General features: G+C 45.6%; 17 protein-coding genes. 14 read left to right on the top strand and 3 right to left on the bottom strand.

Annotation, left to right across the window (positions count from 1 at the left end; translation table 11 throughout):
• Positions 1-235 precede the first annotated feature (235 nt).
• The 3 genes from ACDE64_RS09645 (at position 236) to ACDE64_RS09655 (ending at position 4,658) form a co-directional block, all read left to right on the top strand.
• Positions 236-892 (top strand): M48 family metallopeptidase, encoded by a 657-nt coding sequence (locus tag ACDE64_RS09645; protein ID WP_411349826.1) that lies wholly within the window; start codon positions 236-238, stop codon positions 890-892.
• Positions 893-1,078: 186 nt separating this feature from the next.
• Complete coding sequence (dhaK, locus tag ACDE64_RS09650; RefSeq protein ID WP_411349827.1) at positions 1,079-2,836, top strand: dihydroxyacetone kinase subunit DhaK; 1,758 nt, start codon at positions 1,079-1,081, stop codon at positions 2,834-2,836.
• 238 nt (positions 2,837-3,074) lie between these two features.
• On the top strand, positions 3,075-4,658 hold the full coding sequence (locus ACDE64_RS09655) for a diguanylate cyclase domain-containing protein (protein ID WP_411349828.1): 1,584 nt from the start codon (positions 3,075-3,077) through the stop codon (positions 4,656-4,658).
• A 152-nt stretch (positions 4,659-4,810) separates the two neighbouring features.
• Here the strand turns inward: ACDE64_RS09655 and ACDE64_RS09660 are convergent, their stop codons facing one another.
• Positions 4,811-5,395 carry a TIGR00730 family Rossman fold protein gene (locus ACDE64_RS09660; protein WP_411349829.1) on the bottom strand — a complete coding sequence of 195 codons (585 nt, stop codon included), beginning with the start codon at positions 5,393-5,395 and terminating at the stop codon, positions 4,811-4,813.
• 313 nt (positions 5,396-5,708) lie between these two features.
• Between ACDE64_RS09660 and ACDE64_RS09665 the strand changes: the two genes are divergently transcribed.
• From ACDE64_RS09665 to ACDE64_RS09685, 5 genes are all read left to right on the top strand, one after another.
• Entirely contained in the window at positions 5,709-6,344 is a 636-nt protein-coding gene (locus ACDE64_RS09665; protein WP_411349830.1) for a TetR/AcrR family transcriptional regulator, read from the top strand.
• Between the two features lie 176 nt (positions 6,345-6,520).
• The gene (locus ACDE64_RS09670; RefSeq protein WP_411346260.1) at positions 6,521-7,174 is read left to right on the top strand and encodes an HlyD family secretion protein; all 654 of its coding nucleotides are present in this window, start codon (positions 6,521-6,523) and stop codon (positions 7,172-7,174) included.
• 15 nt (positions 7,175-7,189) lie between these two features.
• Positions 7,190-8,716, top strand: coding sequence for a DHA2 family efflux MFS transporter permease subunit (locus tag ACDE64_RS09675; protein WP_411349831.1), 1,527 nt, complete (start codon positions 7,190-7,192; stop codon positions 8,714-8,716).
• Between the two features lie 54 nt (positions 8,717-8,770).
• Positions 8,771-10,285, top strand: a complete 1,515-nt coding sequence (locus ACDE64_RS09680; protein WP_411349832.1) for an efflux RND transporter periplasmic adaptor subunit — start codon at positions 8,771-8,773, stop codon at positions 10,283-10,285.
• Between the two features lie 366 nt (positions 10,286-10,651).
• Positions 10,652-12,259 (top strand): diguanylate cyclase, encoded by a 1,608-nt coding sequence (locus tag ACDE64_RS09685; protein WP_411349833.1) that lies wholly within the window; start codon positions 10,652-10,654, stop codon positions 12,257-12,259.
• Here ACDE64_RS09685 and ACDE64_RS09690 read toward each other — a convergent pair.
• Positions 12,256-12,447, bottom strand: a complete 192-nt coding sequence (locus tag ACDE64_RS09690; protein ID WP_411346264.1) for a hypothetical protein — start codon at positions 12,445-12,447, stop codon at positions 12,256-12,258. The two genes, ACDE64_RS09685 and ACDE64_RS09690, sit on opposite strands and share 4 nt — an antisense overlap.
• A 319-nt stretch (positions 12,448-12,766) precedes the next feature.
• Here ACDE64_RS09690 and ACDE64_RS09695 point away from each other — a divergent pair, with 319 nt between their 5' ends.
• Both ACDE64_RS09695 and ACDE64_RS09700 read left to right on the top strand, forming a co-directional pair.
• A complete protein-coding gene (locus ACDE64_RS09695; protein WP_411349834.1) occupies positions 12,767-13,111 on the top strand; it encodes a MarR family transcriptional regulator in 345 nt (114 codons plus the stop codon).
• Between the two features lie 272 nt (positions 13,112-13,383).
• Entirely contained in the window at positions 13,384-13,974 is a 591-nt protein-coding gene (locus tag ACDE64_RS09700; RefSeq protein ID WP_411349835.1) for an NAD(P)H-dependent oxidoreductase, read from the top strand.
• A gap of 391 nt (positions 13,975-14,365) precedes the next feature.
• Here the strand turns inward: ACDE64_RS09700 and ACDE64_RS09705 are convergent, their stop codons facing one another.
• Positions 14,366-16,066, bottom strand: a complete 1,701-nt coding sequence (locus ACDE64_RS09705) for a methyl-accepting chemotaxis protein (protein ID WP_411349836.1) — start codon at positions 16,064-16,066, stop codon at positions 14,366-14,368.
• Positions 16,067-16,718: 652 nt separating this feature from the next.
• Here ACDE64_RS09705 and ACDE64_RS09710 point away from each other — a divergent pair.
• The 4 genes from ACDE64_RS09710 to ACDE64_RS09725 all read left to right on the top strand — a co-directional run bounded on the left by ACDE64_RS09710 (position 16,719) and on the right by ACDE64_RS09725 (position 23,162).
• Entirely contained in the window at positions 16,719-18,059 is a 1,341-nt protein-coding gene (locus ACDE64_RS09710) for an MATE family efflux transporter (protein WP_411349837.1), read from the top strand.
• A gap of 150 nt (positions 18,060-18,209) precedes the next feature.
• Positions 18,210-19,310: an ATP-binding protein gene (locus ACDE64_RS09715; protein ID WP_411350260.1), complete on the top strand. Its 1,101-nt coding sequence runs from the start codon at positions 18,210-18,212 to the stop codon at positions 19,308-19,310.
• Positions 19,311-19,443: 133 nt separating this feature from the next.
• Complete coding sequence (locus ACDE64_RS09720) at positions 19,444-21,996, top strand: DUF5682 family protein (protein ID WP_411349838.1); 2,553 nt, start codon at positions 19,444-19,446, stop codon at positions 21,994-21,996.
• Positions 21,993-23,162, top strand: a complete 1,170-nt coding sequence (locus ACDE64_RS09725; protein ID WP_411349839.1) for a VWA domain-containing protein — start codon at positions 21,993-21,995, stop codon at positions 23,160-23,162. Before ACDE64_RS09720 ends, ACDE64_RS09725 begins: the two co-directional genes overlap by 4 nt.
• Positions 23,163-23,188 lie beyond the last annotated feature (26 nt).

Below are 23,188 nucleotides of genomic sequence, written 5' to 3' on the forward strand. Positions count from 1 at the left end.
AACAGACTCATAATAAACAGACTGATCAGGAAGTTGGTAGGAAGGTAGTAGCGTATGAATGGTCTTGCCATCAATGCGTCATACTACACAGAGGTGTCATGATATAATGAGATCGCAAAACCTATATCTGATGCAACGAACGATGTTGACTGCCTGATTAAGGCTATCCATTACAATCGTTCACCAATGAACAATCAGGATCGTATGATCCAAATCTACCAACGAGGTTATTGGCATGAATATTATAATTAACAATGAATCCATCCACTGTCATGTGGAATATTCCAAACGCAAAAAAGTAGCTATTCAGCTTGATCCCAATGGCTTGCTTACAGTGAAAGTACCGAATGGCACATCGGACGAGGACATTACCCGTCTCGTGCAGCGTAACAGCAAGCCCATTCTTGATTATCTACACAAGCTGGCAGAGCGTCAGCCATTGCCGGAAACGAGAACATATGCCGAAGCCGAGGATACATTTATGTATCTGGGCAAGGAGCAGCCGTTACAATCATTAATCTCAGTAGAAGATGCTGATGAAGAGGAACTGCGTGTGCGCCTCAAAAAGTTCTATTTTACCAGCTGCAAAAAGATCATTTTGGAACGGATGCAGCTTTATGTGCAGCAGCTCAAGGTCAAGCCGAAAAGTGTAGATATCGTTGAGTCCACTACTCGCTGGGGTAGCTGTAGCTACGACAAAAAGCTCACCTTCAACTACCGACTGGCGATGGCGCCGATCGAGGTGATTGATTATGTTATTGTGCATGAGCTATGCCATCTCCTGCATATGAATCACGATCGTTCCTTCTGGCGCAAAGTAGGCGGATTGATGCCAGATTACAAAGATAAGGAAGAATATCTGGCGCGTTACGGACGGTATATGAGCCTGTAATTTTGGGAATGAGGGAAGATACATTTGTGACAATCAGAAGAGGGACGGGTAATCAATAGTGGTTGCCCGCTAGAAGATTCGTCATTCATGTCCATTGATATCGTATGAACGCAGTACAGAGATGATCTGCACAGTATTCTTGACAGTATTCATACGGCATCATTGCATAAACAGGAGGGAACAAGTATGAAAAAAGTAATGAATCGCGCGGAAGATATGGTGCTCGAAATGGCAAAAGGCATGGTGCTCGCGCATCCCGAACTGGAGCTTATCCCTAAATACAAAGTGATCAAGAAAAAGCAGCTGAATCCCGATAAAGTGGCGCTCATCAGTGGCGGCGGCAGTGGACACGAACCGGCACATGCTGGCTATATCGGCGAAGGGATGTTGGACGCAGCTGTATGCGGCGATATATTTGCTTCACCATCGCAAATTCAGGTGTATCAGGCAATTAAGGCAACTGCTAGTAATAAAGGTGCATTATTGATTATCAAAAACTATAGCGGCGATATGATGAATTTCAAAAATGCCGCCCATCTGGCACAGGAAGATGGCATTGCGGTCGATTATGTCAAAGTCGATGACGATATTGCCGTTGAGGATAGTCTATACACCGTCGGTCGCCGTGGCGTGGCAGGAACAATATTTGTACATAAAATCGCGGGTGCTGCCGCCGAGGAAGGACGCGATCTGCAAGCTGTCAAAGCCGTTGCGGAAAAAGCGGCTGCCCATGTGCGCAGCATTGGTTTTGCGCTCACGTCCTGTACCGTGCCTGCGAAAGGTTCACCGACCTTTGCATTGGGCGAGCAAGAAATGGAGTATGGCGTCGGCATTCATGGCGAGCCGGGCATGGAACGGATAGATATGACGAATGCCCATGAGCTGGCAAAACGGATGGTCAACGATCTGCTGCGCGATATGAAGCTGGAGCAGGGCAGTGAGATTGCTGTATTGATCAACGGCTTTGGTTCGACTCCGCTTCAGGAACTGTATTTGTTCAATCACGATGTGACTCGCGAACTGGCAGAGCGCGGCATTGTGATCAACCGTACATTCGTAGGTGATTATATGACAAGTATCGATATGGCAGGCTTGTCTGTTACGTTTATGAAGCTGGATGATGAATTGAAAACGCTATTGTCGCATCCAAGCGATACACCGGGCTTCAAAGTATCCGGTCCGGTGGAATCGGTGAGCTATAGCGAAGCAGCGGAAGAACCGGCAGATGATCATCCGGTTTCTTATAAAGTAGAAACGAATCCTGCTGCCGCCAAGATTCAAGGCGATCAACTTACATTGGACAATCTGATCTATCTGATCGATCATATGAGCGAGATTATTATCGATAATGAAGTACCATTTTGCGATCTGGATTCATATGCGGGCGATGGCGATTTTGGTATGAGTGTCGCGAAGGGATTCCGGCAATTGAAGCGCGAATGGAAGGAGATTGTAGCGGAAGAACATCTGACGATCGGCAGCTTTTTGCATCATGTATCGCTGATTATTATGGAATCGTGCGGCGGCGCATCTGGTCCGATCTGGGGTTCGGCATTCCGAGCTGCGGGTCGTGCTGCTAACGAGCAGACCGTCGTTGATGTACATCAATTTGCCGAGATGTTACAGGCAGCGGTGGAAGGGATCCAGTCTACGGGAGAACGTTCCTTTGGACGTGGCGCTGTCGTTGGCGACAAAACGCTAATTGATGCGCTTGTTCCGTGTGCAGATAGCTGGACGCAAAGTGCACAGAATGGTGACGATATGCGAACCGCTTTCCGCAAAGGCGCGGAAGCCGCAGTACGCGGTGCTGAGAGCACCAAAGACATCGTTGCCCGTATGGGTCGAGCGGGAGCGGTTGGTGAGCGAAGTCTCGGTTACCCGGATGCTGGTGCGCACGCGCTTGGTGTCATCTTTACCGCCTTGTCGGAAGGTTTGCATGAATGATAAGGACATCGATAGAGAGGAGAAAGGCGTTGCAAATTTCCTCGTTCTGGGACAATATCCAGACTGATGCAGCAAACGCTGATAAAATCGCGTGTTTTGCTGATTTTTGTTGTCAAAATCGTCTGAATTCCTTACGATGATTGTAACGGAAACTTATACTGTAACGAAGAAACATCACAGCTATGTGAATCGGAAAGTAGTATAGGCTTTATTCTGAACATCTCGGATGGAAAGGACCATGCGAATGAACGCTTTGTTCATGGATTTTTTGACGATCCAGTTGCCTACCTACTTTTTTCTTTATATGGCGATTACCCTGCTATATCGCAATCGTAAAAGCAAAATTAACCGTATCGCCGCGCTGTTAATGATGGCGCTGGTGATGTACTTTTTGTTTGAATATTTGAAGACTTCGTTGTTGCCGCAGTATCAGATGCAGCTGGTATTGTACGGAAGTGCGCCTGCCTTGCTGCTATTTGTTTGTACACTGGTGCATTTGAGTGTGTTGTTGGGCGACCAGCTTACTCGTCCTTTGCACAAATGGTTGCCGCTTGTGTACGCGTCGCCGTATACGTTGTGGCTGTACTTTCTGCTTGGCTGGGATCATCATCTACTGTATAACGAGCATGTGACCGATGGACGTAGCCCGCTACATCCGACGTATTTACTCATGTCGATTACGTTTATTATTGGCTATATTTTCATATCGGCGTTACTGCTAGCATATAGCTGGTTACGTTCAAAAGAACCGCGTCGCAAAGTCATCTACCGTTCGCTGTTGCTGAATGACTTTCAGCTGTTTGGTACGTTTGCTCTGATTACGACCTTGCTGCAAAGTGGTGTCATCATTACGCGTGTCTCGATGATCTTTTATTTTATCGGTTATCTGGTGTGGGCGATGCGATTGCGTCATCTGATCGGCAAGTACAATATTATGCCGGACTACCGCAAGCTCTTTCAGATTTTGTTCGAGTCGGCACCGAATGCCATTTTGCTGCTGGACTTGAAAGGCAATGTAAAAGAAATGAATCCGCGTGCGCAGCGCTGGTTTGCAGATGTGCCAGTGGAACAGATTCCGGCACAGTTTGAATTGGATAGCGGGCAAAATTTGCAGCAATTGCTGTCGTCGCGACTGGATCAGCCTCAAAGCGGAGAGCATCTGGAAATGCGGATGAACAATCACGGGCAGACCAATCTGGATCTGATCGCTGGTATGGATCGTATTGCCGGAGCAAATGAAGACTTGGTTGTGCTGCATCTGACGGATGTGACGTCACTCAAGGAAACAGAGCGACGACTGATCCAATCTGAGCAGAATTACAAGCATAGCGCACATCACGATGCGCTAACCGGGCTGTATAATCGTGCGGCAGTAGAGGAGCAATTGCAATTCAAAATTGCTAGTAACGAGCGGTTTGCACTGGTGATGATTGACCTGAATCATTTTAAGCCGATCAATGATACGTATGGGCATATAGTGGGAGATCAGTATTTGCAATATATTGCCCAGCAACTGCGTACACTAGCGCAAAAGCCTGGCGATCTGATCGGACGCATTGGCGGCGATGAATTTGTACTGGTGCTGTCTTGTCCAGAACATGTCGATATCTCACTGATGGTGCAGACTCGTTTATCGCTATTGGATGATAAAGTTTTCCGTCAGGATGATCTGAACATTCCAGTTTCGTTTGCCGCCGGGCTGAGTGTATATCCAGAAGATGCCCCTGATATCATCGGATTGCTGCGATATGCAGATCAGCAGATGTACAATCGCAAACGGCAAAAGCATCTGGATACTGTGTTACATGTTAACGAGTTATAACGTCACAGTTAATCTTCTGGTGCAGATCCGTTCAAAAGTACAGTAAGCCTATATTCCAACCTATATCAAACATACAAATGCCAATCCATCTACATTCTGCATCCAGCAGGGAGTAAATGGATTGGCATTTTGCTTGTCAAGAAGTGGTGAGATTACGTTTGCGTTTGATCCTTGAGGTACGTTTTCACCGCAGGTGCTTTATACGTTGCAAATTGATCCAATAGCGCTGCTGCTCCCGTATCGTTTAGAACAATCTCACGATATTTTGCTTGCATAAACTGCTGATCCATCATCGTATCAAACATGGACAGTAATGGATCAAAGTATCCATGTATATTCAGTAATCCGCATGGTTTGCTGTGCAATCCAAGTTGTGCCCAAGTGAAGATCTCAAAATATTCTTCTAACGTTCCTGGACCGCCCGGCAGTGCAATAAAGCCATCTGCTAGCTCTGCCATTTTTGCTTTACGCTCATGCATGGATTCCACCACAATCAATTCGCTTAATCCGGTATGAGCAATTTCACGATCTTGTAGGAAGTGTGGCAATACACCAATTACGTGTCCACCCGCAGCCAGTGTACCATCTGCAACTGCGCCCATCAGTCCGACATTGGCTCCGCCATATACAAGCGTTAAACCACGCTTAGCTAACTCCTGCCCCAACGCAAATGCTTGCTCTCGATATAACTCCAGTGCACCATTACTAGAGCCGCAAAATACCGCAATATTGTTCATGTAATCCACTCCTTATGTATCGTTCTGGTCTGGCAGCCTACTCTGTCATCATTCAAATCGGTATCCAGATTAACATAGAAATGAAATGATGGGAAGGAGCAACGATAGTAATACAGATAACAAGTATTTTGCGCTATATATGTACAAATTTTAATAATAAGATTGACACATGACACCGTGTCACATATAATTCTTTATGTAACTTTTGACAACAAATTGTGCCTGCCTACATCTGATGGAATGTTCTGCTTGCAGCAACAGGCCCTGATCGTCGTCATAAACCGGAGGTTGCGGGAGGCAGTGGAGTGAATGTATGCCTACAAAAACCTTTTTTAATTTGCCGGATGAAAAGCGGCAAAATTTGATGAATGCGGCGATGCGGGAATTTTCCAGAGCTTCGCTGGCGGATGCGTCGATTGCGAATATTATTAAGGATGCTTGCATTCCGCGCGGCAGTTTTTATCAGTATTTTGAAGACAAGGCAGATTTGTTTTTTTACATTTTGGAGGAACACAGCGCTAGCAACCGTGAACTGATGATGTCACTGGCGGTCAAGCACCAAGGCGATCTGTTTGCCTCATCGGCGGAGTTTTTCCAATCTACGTTGCATCGGTTCATGCATCATGAACATCGCGATTTTGCGCGGAACATTTTCCTCAATATGAATTACAAGATTGAGTACAAGCTGATTTTGGATGTGAAAAATCCCACGACTCGTCAGCGGATTAGTGAATTTTACCGCAGCTATATGGGGTTGATTGATACGAGCGGACTCAATATTCATAGCGAACAGGAATTGTTTCATTTGATCAAAATTTTGCGAGCGATCATTATCCAGAATTTTATCCAGTTTTTCGCCGGGGAGGCGCAAGAGCAGGAAGTGATTCGTAACTTCACACTGGAGCTGGAATTGCTGCAACGAGGGTTGTACACCCCTGCGGACAATTAACGATGTAAGGAGCGAAGATTTCGCACACCGGCATAGAATTCGGGGCATCTAACTGCCATGTGTGTGGACACAGTTCCTTGCTTTTTTTGTGCGCCGTATTGTCTTAAGATCAAGAATTTAGCATTACAGTATGTTTTGTTTTTACCAAATTATGATAACTGTAGAGGTGGAGTACGTTGAAAAGAAAGATTATTTTATCGATCCTGATCGTGCTGCTGGTCGTTAGTGGCGGTACGCTCGGTTATTACTACTGGTATCAGGGCACCCATTATGTAAAAAGTGATGATGCTCGTATTACAGCAGACCAGTATAAAGTCATGCCGCAAATTACAGCGGAAATTGACCATATCGATGTAGAAGAAGGCGATGTGCTCACGCGCAACGAGCCGATTGCAGAACAAAATGTGTCTGGTCTGGATTCCAATGTAATTAGCAAATCCGTACTGCGTGCTCCGATTAACGGTACGGTCATCAAAGTGTATTCCAAAGAACATGAGATTGCTTCCCCAAGCTCGGCGGTAGCCGTAATGGCAGACATGAACAATTTGTATGTGTCTACCAATATTGAAGAAACAGATATCAATCGCATCAAGCCAGGCGCACTGGTAGATGTGACCTTGGATGCAGCTGGCGATCAGGTCATTCAAGGTAAAGTACGCAAAGTAGGCGAAGCATCCAATTCCGTCTTTGCTGTTATTGCATCGACGAACACTAGCGGTAACTTTAACAAAGTCACCCAGCGTATCCCGGTAGAAGTTGCATTGAATGTACCGAAAGGCATGACACTCATTCCGGGTACGAACGTGGAAGTGAAAATCCACACATCTTAATGAAGGGAGGGGTCGATGGTGGCTTCCGAAATTAATGCCGCTGCTCCTCCGGTCGATTCGCCGCGTGAGAAATGGCTTGCCTTTTTCGCGATTGTGCTGGGCGCCTTTGTGGCGATCCTTAATAACAGTTTGATCAACGTGGCGATTCCTCAGCTGACTACGGATCTGGGCTCAACCACATCGCGTATTCAATGGGTAATCACCGGCTATACGCTAGCATCCGGTATTATCGTTCCGATTACCGGCTTTATGGAACAGCGCATCGGTTATAAAAAGTTTCTAATTGCGGCGTTGAGCTTGTTTACGCTCGGAACCGTATTTTGTATTTTCGCTTGGAGCGATACATCATTAATTGCAGCTCGTATTGTGGCAGGGCTTGGCGGTGGTGTCATTATGCCGCTCAGTATGACAATCGTGTACAAGATCATCCCGCGTGAACAAATTGGTATGGCACTTGGTATCTGGGGTATCGCCGCAATGGCAGCACCAGCGATCGGTCCAACTCTAAGCGGATATCTGATCGAATGGTTTGATTGGCGCTTCCTGTTCATCGTCTGTGTGCCGGTTGCTCTGTTTGCGATTCTGATGGTAGTCTTGCTTATCAAAGAACCGCCCAAAGGCGCGATCGTCAAATTCGATCTGCTCGGCTTCCTGTTGGCGGCAACGTGTGCAGGTACACTACTGTACGCTTTGTCCAGTGGTTCTTCTGACGGCTGGGGTTCATTCAAGATCGTTGGACTGTTCTTTATCGCTTTCTGGGCGCTAGTGTTCCTGATCTTCGTTGAGAGTGGGCAGGAGAATCCAGTTATTGATATTTCCTTATTCAAAAATTATAAATTTGCAATTAGTGTTGTGACATCGAGCTTTGTCATGATGGGATTGTACGGTGGTACATTCTTATCCCCACTATTTCTGCAAAATATCCAATCGGTATCACCGGTACACACCGGGATTATCCTGCTGCCACAAGCGATTGCGATGGCGGTCATGATGCCATTTGCCGGTAAATTATTTGACAAAATTGGCATTGTGCCGATCGGTCTGGTTGGGCTGACACTGACAAGTGTGATGACGTATCATCTGCATACGCTCACTCCGCAAACCCCGCATCTATGGCTGCAAATCGTGCTCATGTTCCGCGGAATGGGTATCGGAATCTGTATGATGCCACTCTCTACGGTCGGCATGAACGCTGTACCGAAGGAAAAAGTCGGCAAAGCGTCGACCGCTTCCAATCTCGTACGGACAATTGCAGGCTCGATGGCAATCGCCATTTTGACCTTCTTGATGCAAAATCGGACAGCGCTGCACAGTCAGCAGATTTCCGAATCGATTACACCGGATGCGGCGCAAACATTCCAGTCGCTACTTGGGACTTCATGGACATCGACTGTAGCCGGGCTAATTACGCTCGACGCATATTCGCGCGGAATTGCTGATACATTCCTTGTCTCATCTATTCCGTTGTTCTGCTCGATTCCATTCGTCTTCCTGTTCATCAGCAGACGCAAACAGAAACAATTGCAGGAAACTCAGGTGTAATGCTTCACCTGAACAATCCTGTTATCTCCACTACAGAAAGAAAGGGACCATGCAATGAAAATTAGAAAATGGGAAGTTACCGCTGGTGCTTTGCTGCTTAGCACCGTAATGCTCGCTGGCTGTTCCACGGCGAACAATGATGCAGCGCAGGAGATGAGTGTCAACGTCAAAGTTGCTAGCGCTCAAAAAGGTCTGATCGGTCAGGGGGACATCTATACCGGAACCGTGACACCGTCCGAAACGGTCAATATTATGCCGAAGATCTCCGGCAAAGTCTCTGCCTTGTCCGTGGATGTAGGTAGTGAAGTGAAAAAAGGACAAGTGTTGTTCAAGCTCGAAGATAACGATCTGCGCAACAATCTGTCAATCGCCAAATCGAATGTGGATGCAGCCGCAGCTGGAGTGAACAGCGCTCGCGATTCCCGCGAATCTGGACTTGTATCCGCCAATTCTGGCGTAGTCAGTTCGAAGAACGGCATCATTTCTTCCAAAAGCTCTATTACACAAGCCAAAGGCAATATCAACTCTGCTCAAGGCGCGGTAAATCAAGCGCAAACTGCTGCGAAACAGGCACAAACCGCCGTATCCAGCGCGGACAATTCGATTAAACAAGCGAAAGAAGCACTGGATAGCGCACAGAAAACACTAACCCGTACCCAATCGCTATTCGATAATTCTCTGGCAACACAAGCCGATTTGGAAAAAGCGCAAGCAGCACAGGTTAGTGCCCAAACGGCGTATGACAATGCAGTTAATGCCAAAGCCAACGCTCAGGATCAACTGGCAGGTACGCAAAAATCGCTGGAAACAGCGCAAAAAGCATTATCCACTGCTCAAGAAGCATACGGAAATGCAACCAGCAGCTACGAAAACGCCAATTCTGGGTATTCCAACGCCCAGCGTCAAGCTGAAGTAGCACAAAGCACTGCTGGTATCGAAGCCAGTCAGCAAAAGCTGGATCAAGCACAGCTAAATGTTCAAATCGCTCAAGATTCACTTGGAGATACCGTTGTAAAATCACCAATCAACGGAATCATTACTACCAAAAATGCCGAAGTTGGCGAAATGGCTGGTCCATCCGCAGCTTCGCTTGTTATCGCTGATCTGAGCACCGTCAATATGCTGATCTATGTATCTGCTGATGAGATTAATCAGGTGAAAACAGGGGATCAGGTGCAAGTGCGAGTAGCTTCATCTGATATTGTAACGAGCGGGAAAGTGAAAAATATCAATCCAATGGATTCCAGCGGTAACGGTTATCCTGTTCAAATTACCGTGTCCAATACTGATAATAAGCTGAAATCTGGTATGCTAGCAGACATCAGCTTTGTTGGCAAAGACGCCAAACAAGGATTGATCCTGCCAAGCAAAGCAGTCCAAACCGAAGGCGACAAACATTATGTATACGTCGTGACAAACGGTCACGCAGTTCGCAAAGAAGTGACAGTCGGTACAGAAACCGGTTCTCAAGTGCTGATTACCAGCGGCCTGAACGGTGGCGAGAAAGTAGCTGAGAATAATTTGGCACTGCTTGGCGACAACACTCCGGTCACTACTTCCCAATATTAATCCTAAGCTACAAAAGAATAGATGGAATGAAGCCAGCTTTTGCTATGTATTGCAGAGCTGGTTTTTTGTTATTTCATTAATATCAATATTCTGCTAAAATAACCATTTAACGTAATTAATGAGTGAAAAAACAGCCGCTAACTATGTATTGTCAAAAAGAGTTTGCTTTTCATTGATAATTACTTTAAATTCATGGCGTATGATTTAAAAAACGATGGTTGTGATATAGACAAGTTTTATTATTAATAAAACAATCTTGTGGCGCAGGATGCCATTTATTGTAAAGCGATTATCTAATGAAGTGATTAAGGGAAATCGCCGATATAATGAGAAAGAAAGCGACCATGTAAGCGAGGAGAGTACAGGATGTTGTTTTCCGTTATACGTCAAGCCAGAAGATACAAATTGTCTACCGTCATGTGCGGATTGGCTTTTTGTACATTTTTCTTCATTTTGGCTGCCTGTTTGACCATTGGATATGTAAGCCAAAAGCAATCAGTCGAACAACAGACGCTACAGCTGAATGAAATTCATGCCAAGGAACTAAGCCGGATTACGCAAAGCTTGATTTACTCTATGCAATCGTCACTTGCCGAAACGAGCCGATACATAATGTTAGAGCCTACCAACGAACCTTCGGCTATACAAAAACAACTGGATTATTTTCGCAAATCGAATAGTTATTTTAACGCTGTACTGACGATGAATGAAAAAGGTGAGGTGCAATATTCATCGCCGGAGCAAGTGTATAATCCCGAGACGTTACCTGTTAACGATCAGATGGAGAAGGCATTGCTAAAACGCAGAGCGTACATTTCTACCCCTTACAGTGATCCGAATGGACGACTTGTCATCATGATGGGGCATCCGCTGTACACAGCAGATGGACGTTATATGGGAATGCTGGCAGGTGTGCTATATCTCGAAGAAAGCAATCGTTTGAATGAATTGCTGGATGAAGGCAGCAAAAAAGAAGACGGATCGTATTTCTATGTTGTCGACAACAAATCGAATATTATTTATCATCCGATAGAATCGCGCATCGGTAAACGGTTGGTCGGCAATTATATTATGGAAGAATTGCAGGATGGACGAAGTGGTTATCAGCGCACGCTTAATGTGAATCAGCAGGAAGTACTTGCTGGATATGCGACTGTACCAGGGATTCGCTGGGGAATTGTATTTCAGACACCAGCGGAAAATACGGAAATCTTTTCCGCACAATTGGTTGAAAATATGTTGTTTTATTTGGTGCCGATTATTGTGCTGTTACTGATGATTATTTATCATCTGGCGGTGCAATTATCTCATCCGCTGAACTCGCTTGCCGATTATGCGCGCAGCATCGGTGGTGAAGATGGAGATGGTATTCCGCCCCTGCATGCGGGCTGGAACTATGAAGCTCATGAGCTACATCAGGCAATTATGGTGTTAGAGCAGCAAACCAGGGAAAAAGAACGCCGATTGCAAAAAGAAGCGCATTATGATGCGCTGACCGGGGTACTCAATCGGCGAGCGCTCGTATCCATTATGCAAAACTGGGTTGGGAACCGGTACCACTTCACTGTGATGATGTTGGATATTGATCATTTTAAATCAATCAATGATACGTATGGTCATTCGATGGGAGACGATATGTTGAAATGTATGGCGGATGTGATTGCAGAGCAGATTCAGTCACAGGATTTGTGCTTCCGTTACGGTGGAGAGGAATTTGTGATTTTGCTGTATGAGATGGATGAGGATCAAGGTAGAGAAGTAGGGGAACAGATTCGTGAAGCGGCAGAGCAGTGTCCAACTCCATTTGATCGTGCGATTACGGTATCGCTAGGGATGACTGTATATGCGGGTGGTGATGAGAATTTGGAGGAATTGTTGGAGCAAGCCGATCAAGCGCTATATAACGCAAAAAACACTGGCAGAAACAAAATGGTTGTCTACGAACATCCGACAGCCATCTCAGCCAGTGATTAGTGGACAAACATTGTTTTTGCGCGTTTAATTGTCCAATAAGGGAAAGTTAAGGAGCCTTGCTCCGTATGAATAACAAAAAAATTAGGATTATCATGAGCTTCGCAGGTGCCAATGTAGGTTTCACCGCTGATCAGATGCACATGCATCGGTGTCTGGTTGTAAATAGCTTCTTGAATAGCTGGATTCACTTTAACATTCTCCTTACACGTTGAAGTCGATAGCCTATGAGGCAATATTAGCAAATTCTACGACAAATTTCTACATTTTTCATCATTGTTAAACATTATTACCCTGTTTATTACCCTTTTATATGGATAATAAACAGGGTTTACTAAATTTTTACTATTTATTTTTACATATGGTTAACAGTCATTGCATAAATGTATTGCAATTACATAGATGTCTATATATAATGGGCGTATGCCGAAATATCACGCAATATCTATGATTAGTAAAATTCGCGATGAACTGCACCGCTTGATCATATCCGAATTGGAGCAGCATGGTATGGAAGGAATTGTTCCTTCACACGGCGACATTTTAGTTTTTCTATATCAGAAAAACGGATTATCGGTCAAAGAGCTGGCACAGAAGATTCATCGCAAACAGCCAACCGTCACTGTACTGGTAGACAAACTTGCCCGGCTTGGTTATGTACAGCGGGTCAAGAGTGAGGAGGATAGCCGGATTACTCTGATTCATTTAACAGATCAGGGACGAGAGCTAGAGCCATTATTTCATCAGATTTCCGCTACTGTCAATGCAGCGGTATACGATGGATTCACAGCGCAGCAGCAAGAACAGCTGGAACAGATGCTGGGTGTGATTTTACACAGGGTTTCGGAGCAGTAAGTATAGATTGCATATTGTAACCGAAACCTTCGTTTCTTGCTATAAGTCCATATGGAGTATCTAAATGCTGTGTGTAGGATCTGATATTTTTTTAGAATAATACATAGATATCTATGTTTATTGAAGAATATTGTCTATGTGTCAGCGGTAAGCTGGCGAGTGTGCTGTTTTGTTTATAACATGGCGAATCCGATCATTGATCATACATGATCTATTTTGTCTGCTATTTAGCTATTCTATTACAATTACAAACCCATTTGGAGGAATGAACTATGAAACACCTGATCGTCTATGCACATTCTAATGTTGAAAGCTTGAACCATTCTATTCTCGAAACGACGGTACGTGCACTTGAAGAGCAAGGTCATGAGGTTGTTGTGCGCGATCTGTACGCACTAGGCTTTAACCCGGTCTTCACACCGGAAGATAGTGCTGCTATGCGCGCTGGACAGACTCCGGTCGATATTCAAACTGAGCAGGAATATATTCGGAATGCGGACGTGATTACGTTTATCCATCCGGTATGGTGGACAGGCTTGCCAGCGATTCTAAAAGGATATGTAGATCGCGTATTCGCTTACGGCTTTGCTTATGCTTCGGACGAAAATGGTATTGTGCAGCTGCTCAAAGGCAAACAAGGTCTGATCATCAGCACCCACGGTACGCCAAAAGAAGTATACGACAGCATCGGTATGACAGATGGTCTAAAAATCACATCTGACGCTGGTATCTTTGGCTTTGTCGGTATTGAATCGGTAGGGCATCTGCTGTTCGGCAGCATCGGTTATTTGGATGAAGCGGGATATCAAGGCATTTTGAACGAAGTGGATTCCACTGTCAAACATCTGTTTCCTAACGCGTAATTTCTTGTAGCTTGTTTTGGATTGGAAGATAGCACGGTACAGAATTTTGATGCAGCATTTCATTGTAAAACTTGAATGCAAGATATTCTCATAAAAGTTTATTATCAGAACTTTAGTGCAAGATGTTCTTATAAAAGTTCATTGTCAAAACAAAGCCTGCGTTCCGTATTCGGAAAACGCAGGCTTTTGCTATATTATGATAGTGATCTAAAACTATCGCAAACATGTAGGGGATGAAGAGCCAATACATATTTAGTTAATCATACATGTAGTGATCCATACATAGTAGTGATCCACACAAAGTTAGTAATCCATGCGGAGTTAATGATCGTAAGCTATGCTCAATAACGAGAGGTTATACTCCAACATAACGAGAGACTATACTGCAACATTATACTTTGCAGGAAGCGACGATTTGTTGTAATTGTTCTGCTAGCTCAGATAGATGACGAGCAGAAGCAGCAACATCGTCCATTGCGGACATTTGCTGTTCGCTTGCGGCGTTCATCTCTTCAATACCTGCGGATCCTTGCTGTGACAATGCACTCAGATGTTCCATCGCTTCAGCAATGCCGATGGAGTGCCCGGTCGTTTGTACAATCAGCTCACTGGAAGTTTGTACTTGCTCTGACGTACGGGCTACCGCTTCACGAATAGCTGCGAATGCTGTGCTTACCCGTTCGCTACCTTGTACTCCAATCTCTACACTATCCACTGAGTCCTGTGCTTGTTCCACAGCAGCCTGACTTTCTTGTTGCACATCCAAGACAAGGCTAGTAATCCGTGTAGATGAATCGGCGGTGCTTTCGGCAAGTTGCCGGATTTCTTCTGCAACAACGGCAAAGCCACGACCTGCATCGCCAGCGCGTGCAGCTTCGATGGAAGCATTAAGAGCAAGCAGATTGGTTTGACGAGCAATTTGTTGAATGGTGGAAGAGGCGAAGCCGATCTGCTCAGATTTCTCATTCAACCCGGTCAACACTTGCAACGTTGCCTCGATATGGGTAGCTACTTTACGAATAATAGAGGCGATATGGTTGACTTCATCCTGACCTTCACTGGCGGCAGTTTCCATATGATGCGACAGTGTAATCACTTCATTGCTATTATCAGCGATAATCTGCATCTGTTCAGACATATCGCTGGCAGCACCAGTTACTTCGATGACTGTATTGGCTTGTGTAATGAATCCGTTGGACAATTCACCGGAAGATGAAGCGATATGAGAAGAGGCACGAGCGGTCTGTTCTGCTCCAGCTGTTAGTTCCTCGGCAGAAGCTGTCAATGTAGCAGCGCTTTGGTCAACTTGGCGAATCATCATACGCATACGATCAGCAAGCGTATTAAAGGCAACCGATACTTGACCGATCTCATCGCGCGATACATAGGCGGATTGCACAGTCAGATCGCCGGAAGCTGCTTGCTGCATCAGGAGCTGAATCCGGCGCAGAGGACGGGCAATCAACAGAACGATCCAGACGCCGATACCAAGCGATAACAGTAATCCAGCAAATAGGACAACAGCAATAATGATTGAATTGCGGGCAAATTGGTGATCAGTCATTGTGTTACTGTCACTGGCATCGTCCAGCAGGTTTGTACGTAAAGTCGTTAATGACTGATTCAGCTGCGTTTTGGCATTTTGCAGATCGGTATAGGCTTGTAATGCAGTATTCCGGTCATTGCTCGTTATAGCAGAAATTGTACGCTCACGCGCACTGGCAAACTGCTCCGCTAACGGCAGCAACTGATCGTACTGCTGCTGGTCATCAGCATCAAACGTAAACTGATTCAGTTGATCGGTCATTGTACGATTAGCAGTTGCTGCTTGACGAATCTCGTCTATTAGCGTTTGTCGCTGACTACGATCTTCAACATTCATCAATTGCAGCAACCGGGTATCATTGGCACTGTAGTTGATAATCATATCGTCCATCAGCGTAATAGGAACGATATTGTCATCGTACATAGTAGATGCTGTATTGGACATATCGCGTGATGTGCTAATGCCATAGTACCCGACAATAGAGAAAATACACAGATTTATGGCAATCAGCAGAATTATTTTGGTACGTACTTTCATATGTTTCATCGTTAATCACTCCATGATTTTAATTTTGTACAGTAGATGACCTAGGATGCGATGGTATATGGAATGAGCGGACATGAAAAGATAAGTCAGTATCCTATGTAAAACTGACAATACACGTATATAATAAATGTTAAAAAATGGTTGTTATACGTAATATATCGTAGTTCCTTATCAAAGTATGTGCATGTGCGTATACTCAATGATCTGTATTTAGCATCTATTATCCAACAATCTTGATAAGATGTCGGTATAAGATGTAGAGTGGTTCATCTCCTTTCGCGATTCAGACTGAAGGAACTATATCGTCTGTCATTCCATACTTTGCTTATATGTCGGAAAGGGGATTTACATTGTTTAGAGCAAATATAGCGATTATAGCAAAAAGTACGATTCTGTTCATATTCAGAGGAAATAAATTGAATATAAAGTTAAATGATGGATGATAAACCTTCTAAAGGATATATGTAAAAGAATATATAACTATATTGCGTGACACTTCTCTTGTAAACAAACTTGGAGCAGGCGGTTTGCGAATACTTGTGCATACGGTATACTCAAACGGTGCTACATTGTACGTCATCATGGTATCAATCGTCATCATCGTAGATGGCACGTCAGCATAAGGTTTGTAGAAACGACAAAGGAGCGGCATATGAATACTTCTGCTATACATACTACACTTCCATCGCATCGCGATTATATTTTGCTTAGTTTGCCGCTGATCGTATCGACGATTACGACTCCGCTACTCGGGCTAGTGGATACGGCGGTAGTTGGGCATTTATTTGATCCGGCTTATTTGGGTGGAACAGCGATTGGAACGCTTATTTTTAATACGATGTATTGGTTGTTTGGCTTTTTGCGCGTAAGTACATCTGGCTTTGCGGCACAGGCACGCGGCAAGAACGATATGCTGGAAGGCATGGCAGATTTGATTCGTCCGCTGATGATTGCGCTGGTGATCGGACTGGTATTCATTGCTTTGCAGGTGCCGATTGTACAGACATCGTTATGGTTGATGCGACCGACCGATGAGGTGGCACACTGGGCGGCGGTATATTTTCATATTCGTATCTGGGGTGCACCGCTGACGCTACTTAATTATGTATTGATCGGCTGGTTAATGGGCATGGCGCATATCCGGCAAACACTCATTACACAGATTACGATGAATGTGGTGAATATGATTTTGGCAATCTGGTTTGTCCAGGGATTGCACTGGGGCGTGGCGGGTGTGGCGGCAGCGACGTTATTCGCCGAAGCGCTGGCGTTGTTGATCGGATTATGGTTTGTCTGGCGTTCGCCGTATATGGAGCTGGTTGGGCTGCGCTGGAAAGGATTGTTTAGCTGGAACAGTCTGCGTCCGATGTTTCGCGCTAACAGCGATCTGCTTGTCCGAACGATCTGTTTGCTGACGATGTTCAATATATTCACAGCGCAAAGTACGTCATTCGGACCGGAGCTGCTGGCAGCGAATTCGATATTGCTGCAAATTCATTATGTGATGGCGTATTTCTTCGACGGACTTGCCAATGCGAGTTCGATCTATGCCGGACGTGCGAAGGGTGCACAGAGTTTGCCATTGTTGCAGCGGAGTTTGCGTTTATCATGGGTATGGACAAGTGTGGTGGCATTATTGCTAACGCTTATCTATGCGCTTGGGCGAGAAGCATTCATCGGCTTGTTCACGGATAATGAGGCAGTAGCGGGATTAGCGATGCATTATCAGGGCTGGCTATTGCTGTTTCCACTAAGTACGGGGTTCGGGCTTGTCTTTTACGGTGTGTTTACAGGGATGACATTGACGGCACCGATTCGCAATTCGATGCTATTATCGATTGCACTATTTATCGTCAGTTGCCTCGTGCTGATTCCGTTGTATGGCAATCATGGGCTGTGGATTTGCTTTATCGTATTCGGCTTGGGGCGTTCATTATTTCTGCTCCTGTATGTGCCGGGACTGGCAAGACGAGCACAGATGCAGGTGGAATAAAATGCACAACCAAACCATAGCAAAAGTCTTACTTTAGGGTAATAAAGAAGGACGATCTTCCCATTTTGCTGTTGTGACTACACAGAAGCAGAATGGGTGTGTTACTATGGGAACATATGATCCTGTTTAATGAGGGGGATTCACATGGCAATGGAAATGATCAAACCGCCCGCTGAGGTGTTATATGCCCGCGAATTGCAGGCATTGCAGCAGGAGGATACAGGGAAGCGTCCGCCCAACTGGCTATTATCACCGGCATACATACGAGATTTTATTATTGGTCGTCAGCGTCCGGCAGAACTGGATGGCGAGACGGTAGAGATTACGCGCAAGTTTTATGGTAATGACATTCTGATTGAACGGGCAATTGTGACGCTTGCCGGTAACCGTGGACTCATGCTAGTCGGCGAGCCGGGCACAGCGAAGACGATGCTAAGCGAGCTATTGTCAGCGGCAATTTGCGGTAGCAGTACGAATACGATTCAGGGTACAGCCGGTACGACCGAGGATATGATCAAATATTCTTGGAATTACGCGATGCTGCTGGATCAAGGACCGTCGGAGCAGGCGTTGGTGCCATCGCCGCTTTATCATGGGATGAAGCATGGTGTGTTAACACGTTTTGAAGAAATTACGCGTTGTCCGTCTGAAGCACAGGATAGTTTGATTAGTATTTTGAGTGATAAGGTGTTGAATATTCCAGAGCTGGACGGTGGCGTACTATTCGCCAAACCGGGCTTTAACGTGATTGGTACTGCCAATATTCGGGATAAAGGGGTAAATGAGATGAGTAGCGCCTTAAAACGGCGCTTTAACTTCGAAACGATTCGCCCGATTTCAAATGTGAAAATGGAAGCACAGATTATTGAAAATCAAGCGCATAATCTGCTGCTGCATAGCGGTATTGAGATTCCGGTAGAGCGCGATGTAGTAGAGCTGCTGGCAACGACCTTTATGGAGCTGCGTACTGGTAAGACGAGCGAAGGCTACAAGATTGATATTCCGCAGTCAGTCATGAGTACGGCAGAAGCGGTATCGGTGTATGTACAGAGTGCAATGACTTCGTATTATTACGAGGATGGTGCAGTTTCCATGGATCGGCTCGTGCAGAATATGCTCGGCACTGCTGCCAAAGAAGATGAAAAAGATCTGGGTGCGCTCAAAACCTATTTCTCCCGTGTTGTAAAGGAACGGGCGCGAGATAGCGAGTTGTGGTCAGCATATTATGAAGCGAAGAAATGGATTCGCTAATCGTCTCTGAAGTTACGATCTGTACCTGTATCAGGCTCTCTGTACCTGTATCTTGGTCTATAAATAAATCTGTATGTGACCGCAGTTGTATGAATCTCCACTGCGACATGGAAGAAAGGAGAGGTGAACATAGATGGGCGATACAATGGTGACAGGCACATATAATACGTTTGCAGATTGTGATGATCTCACAACAGGTCTGGATATGGAAAATGTACAAAGAGAACGGCTTAACGGTGATACGGATAGCGACTTGGATACAGATACACTCTATTCTTATACGATAAGCAGAGCTGAGTTAGAATCTATCTTTGCGCAGCATGTCTTTGATATGAACAATCCCGTGTTATATTTGCCTATTCGTCATCATAGTCCTGGCTGCTCGCATCACCTATTACAAATGATCGCTCGTTATGAGCCGGAGATCATTTTAATTGAAGGACCGGAAGCTGGAGATGCGCTCATTCCAGTACTATCTAATCCCAATACCGTGACGCCTGTCAGCTTGTATTATACGTATGAGCAAGGAGAGGAGCGTGCTGCTTTTTATTTTCCGTTATTGGATTATTCGCCGGAGTATGTAGCGATTGGCGAAGCAGCGCGACTTGGCATCCCGGCGAAATTCATTGATCTTAATTATCGTCGTCGTTCTGTAGCACAGGACGAGTCCGAAGCAGAACCATCTACCTCGTATCAGGATGAGCATCTGCTGACAGGATCATCCTTTATGCAAGCATTATGCCATAAGCTGAATTGTCGCAGCTTTGACGAGCTATGGGATCGCTGGTTTGAGAGCGGAGCGGCGAATATAGATACATTTCAATATATGCAGGATGTATTCGTGTATTGCACCTTATCGCGGCTATGCTATACATCATCTCAATTGGAGCAGGACGAAACGCTATCGCGCGAACGTCATATGCTGCATCATATTCAGGCGGCGCAAGCGCAATACAACAAAGTTCTAGTGCTCACTGGCGGATTTCATACATATGGATTGATTCAACACAAGAGCAGCAATGACGCTAATGTATCTGCATCAGTAGATGATACAACATCGGCAAATGGAAGCAAAACAAAGCGTACCCCAGAGCTGCGTGAGCAGATATATCCTATGGTGTATACATTTCAGGAAGCGGATCGGCTCAATGGATATGCAAGCGGTATGCCATATGTAGCGTATTACGATCAGCTATGGCAAAACATGCAGAATGGTATCAACCATCCTGCGTCGCAGACGGCTATCGTCACACTGTCCCGCTTAGCGAAGGAATTGCGCAGTGAACAAGAAGCGGTATCGACGAGTGATGCGATTGAAGCATATAGCCTGTTTCAAGGACTGGCTATATTACGTGGTCGTCAGGAAGGCGGAGTATATGAGCTACTGGATAGTGTGACGTCTTGTTTTATCAAAGGTGAGCGCACATTGGTGTCCGACCGACCGCTAGATCAGCTCCGCATTCTATTGACTGGTGATCGTATTGGGGAAGTAGCGAAGAATTCATTTACAGTACCGATTGTGGAGGATTTTAAACGGCAGGCAGCAGCTTGCAAATTGCAGCTGGGTACGACTGGGCAACACAAAAAGGTGCTAGATCTGTATACTCGTCCACGACATCGACAAATTAGTCGCTTGCTGCACATGATGGAGTTTCTCGGAACAGGTCTGGCAGTACGTCAATCGGGACCAGATTGGATATCGTACACGAATATCAATCTGATGCGGGAAACATGGATGTATTCGTATTCCTCTTATACGGAAGCGCGATTGATTGAACATTCGATTCATGGCGGAACACTGGCAATCGCAGCGACTCGGCGTGCGGAACAGGAGGTAGCTGCACTATCCCAACATAACAGTGGTGCAACGGCAGAATGGCTGCTGCGTGTACTGCTAATGGAATTGGAGCAAACCGCTACCAAGCTGGTGGAGCAGACACGTCAGGCATTGCGGCATGATGGCAGTTTTCTATCTTTATGCCGGGCGTTAACAATGCTGGAACGTATTCATGAACATCGTCGATTGCTGGGACTACGGGAACATGATCATGCGCTGCCAGAATTATTGCAGGAAGCATATCATCAGGCGGTAGCGGCAATCGATACGCTGCAACAAGTACATCCCGATGATCATAACCAAATAGTACAGGCGCTTAAGCAGCTATACATGCTGTCGCAAGCGGAGTCAGGCACCTTTCCACCTGAGCCGCTATATGATCGTCTGTCAGAGCTATTGGATCAGCTCAAATTGGCACCGGCACTGGAAGGTGTTAGTGTGGCGATTCTGTCGCGTAGTGGATATTTGCCAGAGCATGAAATGACAGAGCGAGCGCGTGCTTATATGCAAGGCACACCGGAACAGGTGAAGCATACAGCAGCTTATTTGCAAGGTGTATTCGCGGCTGCACGGGATGCGTTTCTGTATGAGCCTGCTTTGCTCACATCGTTGAATCAGCTGTTATCCCAATTGTCCCATGACGATTTTGTGCAGATGATTCCAGAGCTACGGCTGGCATTTACCTTTTTCACCCCTACAGAAATGCAGATGATTGCCAGTCAAGTAGCGAGTCTATACAGCATATCTACAGCAGAGCTAGAGCAACCGGCGCTGGATGAAGCATTATTGCAGCACACTTCTGCACTGGATCAGGCGATACGGAAAGAAATGGAGCGGTGGATATTATGAATAACGATCATACAGACCATACACAGCATGCTGAAAACCAGCGTCAAACGTTGAATCGCTGGCGTCTGCTATTAGGAGAAGCGGCGGAGGAGTCGCTGGCTGAGTCAGGACAATATGATGCACAGCAATTTGCCTATCGGGAGATGGATGAAGTGCTCGGTTATTTATATGATCGCGAATACGGCGAGGAGCAAGGCTATCGTGATCGTACAGGTGGACGCGGTTCGTCCCAGCTTACCGTACCGGGCTGGCTGGATCATGTACGACGTCTATTTCCCAAAGATACCGCTGAGATTCTGGAAAAGCAGGCGCTGGATCGATATGGATTAAGTGAATTGTTATTTGACAAAAAAGTACTGGAATCCTTAGAACCGAATATGAGCCTGCTCAAAAATATTATGCAATTCAAAGGTCGGATGAAGGGCGAAGTGCTGCATAGTGCCAGAGAAATTGTACGCAATGTGGTGGAGCAGCTACGTAAGCAATTGGAGCAGGATATCCGTACCAGTATCATTGGCAAACGTAGTCGGTATCAGAGCAGCAATGTACGTTCGCTACGCAATCTCAATATGAAGAAAACGATTGAACGTAATCTGAAAAATTATGATCGTCGCAACAGGCGCTTTGTAGTGGATCGGTTGTATTTTGACGGTAACATTCGTCCGCACAATCGCTGGAATATTGTTATTGCGGTTGATGAGAGCGGTAGTATGCTGGATTCGGTCATTTATAGCGCGATTATGGCGAGTATCTTTTACCGATTGGATACGCTGCGAACGAATCTGGTCATCTTCGATACGCAGGTGGTCGATCTGAGTAGTCAATTGGAAGATCCAGTTGATCTGCTAATGAGTGTACAGCTAGGCGGTGGAACCCATATTGCCAAAGCCCTTCGCTACGGCGAGACGCTGATCCAGGACCCGGCGCGTACGATCTTCATTCTAGTGAGTGATCTGGAGGAAGGCTATCCGATTCAGCATATGTATGCTGCCTGTCACGATATTATGGAAGCTGGCAGTCAATTGATTGTTTTGCCGGCATTGAATTTTGAAGGAACGGCGGTGTATAACCGTCATGCCGCGCGCCGTTTGACCGATATGGGTGCACATGTTGCCGCTGTAACGCCGAATCGGTTGGCGGAGTGGATTGGTCAGATTATTCGCTAGCTCGTCCGTAGGACATTTCAAAATGA

It is taken from the genome of Paenibacillus sp. WLX2291, assembly GCF_046603665.1.
Lineage (GTDB): Bacteria > Bacillota > Bacilli > Paenibacillales > Paenibacillaceae > Saccharibacillus.

Coding starts and splice junctions, on each gene's coding strand:
- ACDE64_RS09725 (WP_411349839.1), top strand. CDS start 21,993: ATGAATAACGATCATACAGACCATACACAGCATGCTGAAAACCAGCGT.
- ACDE64_RS09685 (WP_411349833.1), top strand. CDS start 10,652: ATGTTGTTTTCCGTTATACGTCAAGCCAGAAGATACAAATTGTCTACC.
- ACDE64_RS09705 (WP_411349836.1), bottom strand. CDS start 16,066: ATGAAACATATGAAAGTACGTACCAAAATAATTCTGCTGATTGCCATA.
- ACDE64_RS09715 (WP_411350260.1), top strand. CDS start 18,210: ATGGAAATGATCAAACCGCCCGCTGAGGTGTTATATGCCCGCGAATTG.
- ACDE64_RS09720 (WP_411349838.1), top strand. CDS start 19,444: ATGGGCGATACAATGGTGACAGGCACATATAATACGTTTGCAGATTGT.
- dhaK (WP_411349827.1), top strand. CDS start 1,079: ATGAAAAAAGTAATGAATCGCGCGGAAGATATGGTGCTCGAAATGGCA.
- ACDE64_RS09680 (WP_411349832.1), top strand. CDS start 8,771: ATGAAAATTAGAAAATGGGAAGTTACCGCTGGTGCTTTGCTGCTTAGC.
- ACDE64_RS09665 (WP_411349830.1), top strand. CDS start 5,709: ATGCCTACAAAAACCTTTTTTAATTTGCCGGATGAAAAGCGGCAAAAT.
- ACDE64_RS09660 (WP_411349829.1), bottom strand. CDS start 5,395: ATGAACAATATTGCGGTATTTTGCGGCTCTAGTAATGGTGCACTGGAG.
- ACDE64_RS09675 (WP_411349831.1), top strand. CDS start 7,190: ATGGTGGCTTCCGAAATTAATGCCGCTGCTCCTCCGGTCGATTCGCCG.
- ACDE64_RS09655 (WP_411349828.1), top strand. CDS start 3,075: ATGCGAATGAACGCTTTGTTCATGGATTTTTTGACGATCCAGTTGCCT.
- ACDE64_RS09700 (WP_411349835.1), top strand. CDS start 13,384: ATGAAACACCTGATCGTCTATGCACATTCTAATGTTGAAAGCTTGAAC.
- ACDE64_RS09645 (WP_411349826.1), top strand. CDS start 236: ATGAATATTATAATTAACAATGAATCCATCCACTGTCATGTGGAATAT.
- ACDE64_RS09695 (WP_411349834.1), top strand. CDS start 12,767: ATGGAAGGAATTGTTCCTTCACACGGCGACATTTTAGTTTTTCTATAT.
- ACDE64_RS09710 (WP_411349837.1), top strand. CDS start 16,719: ATGAATACTTCTGCTATACATACTACACTTCCATCGCATCGCGATTAT.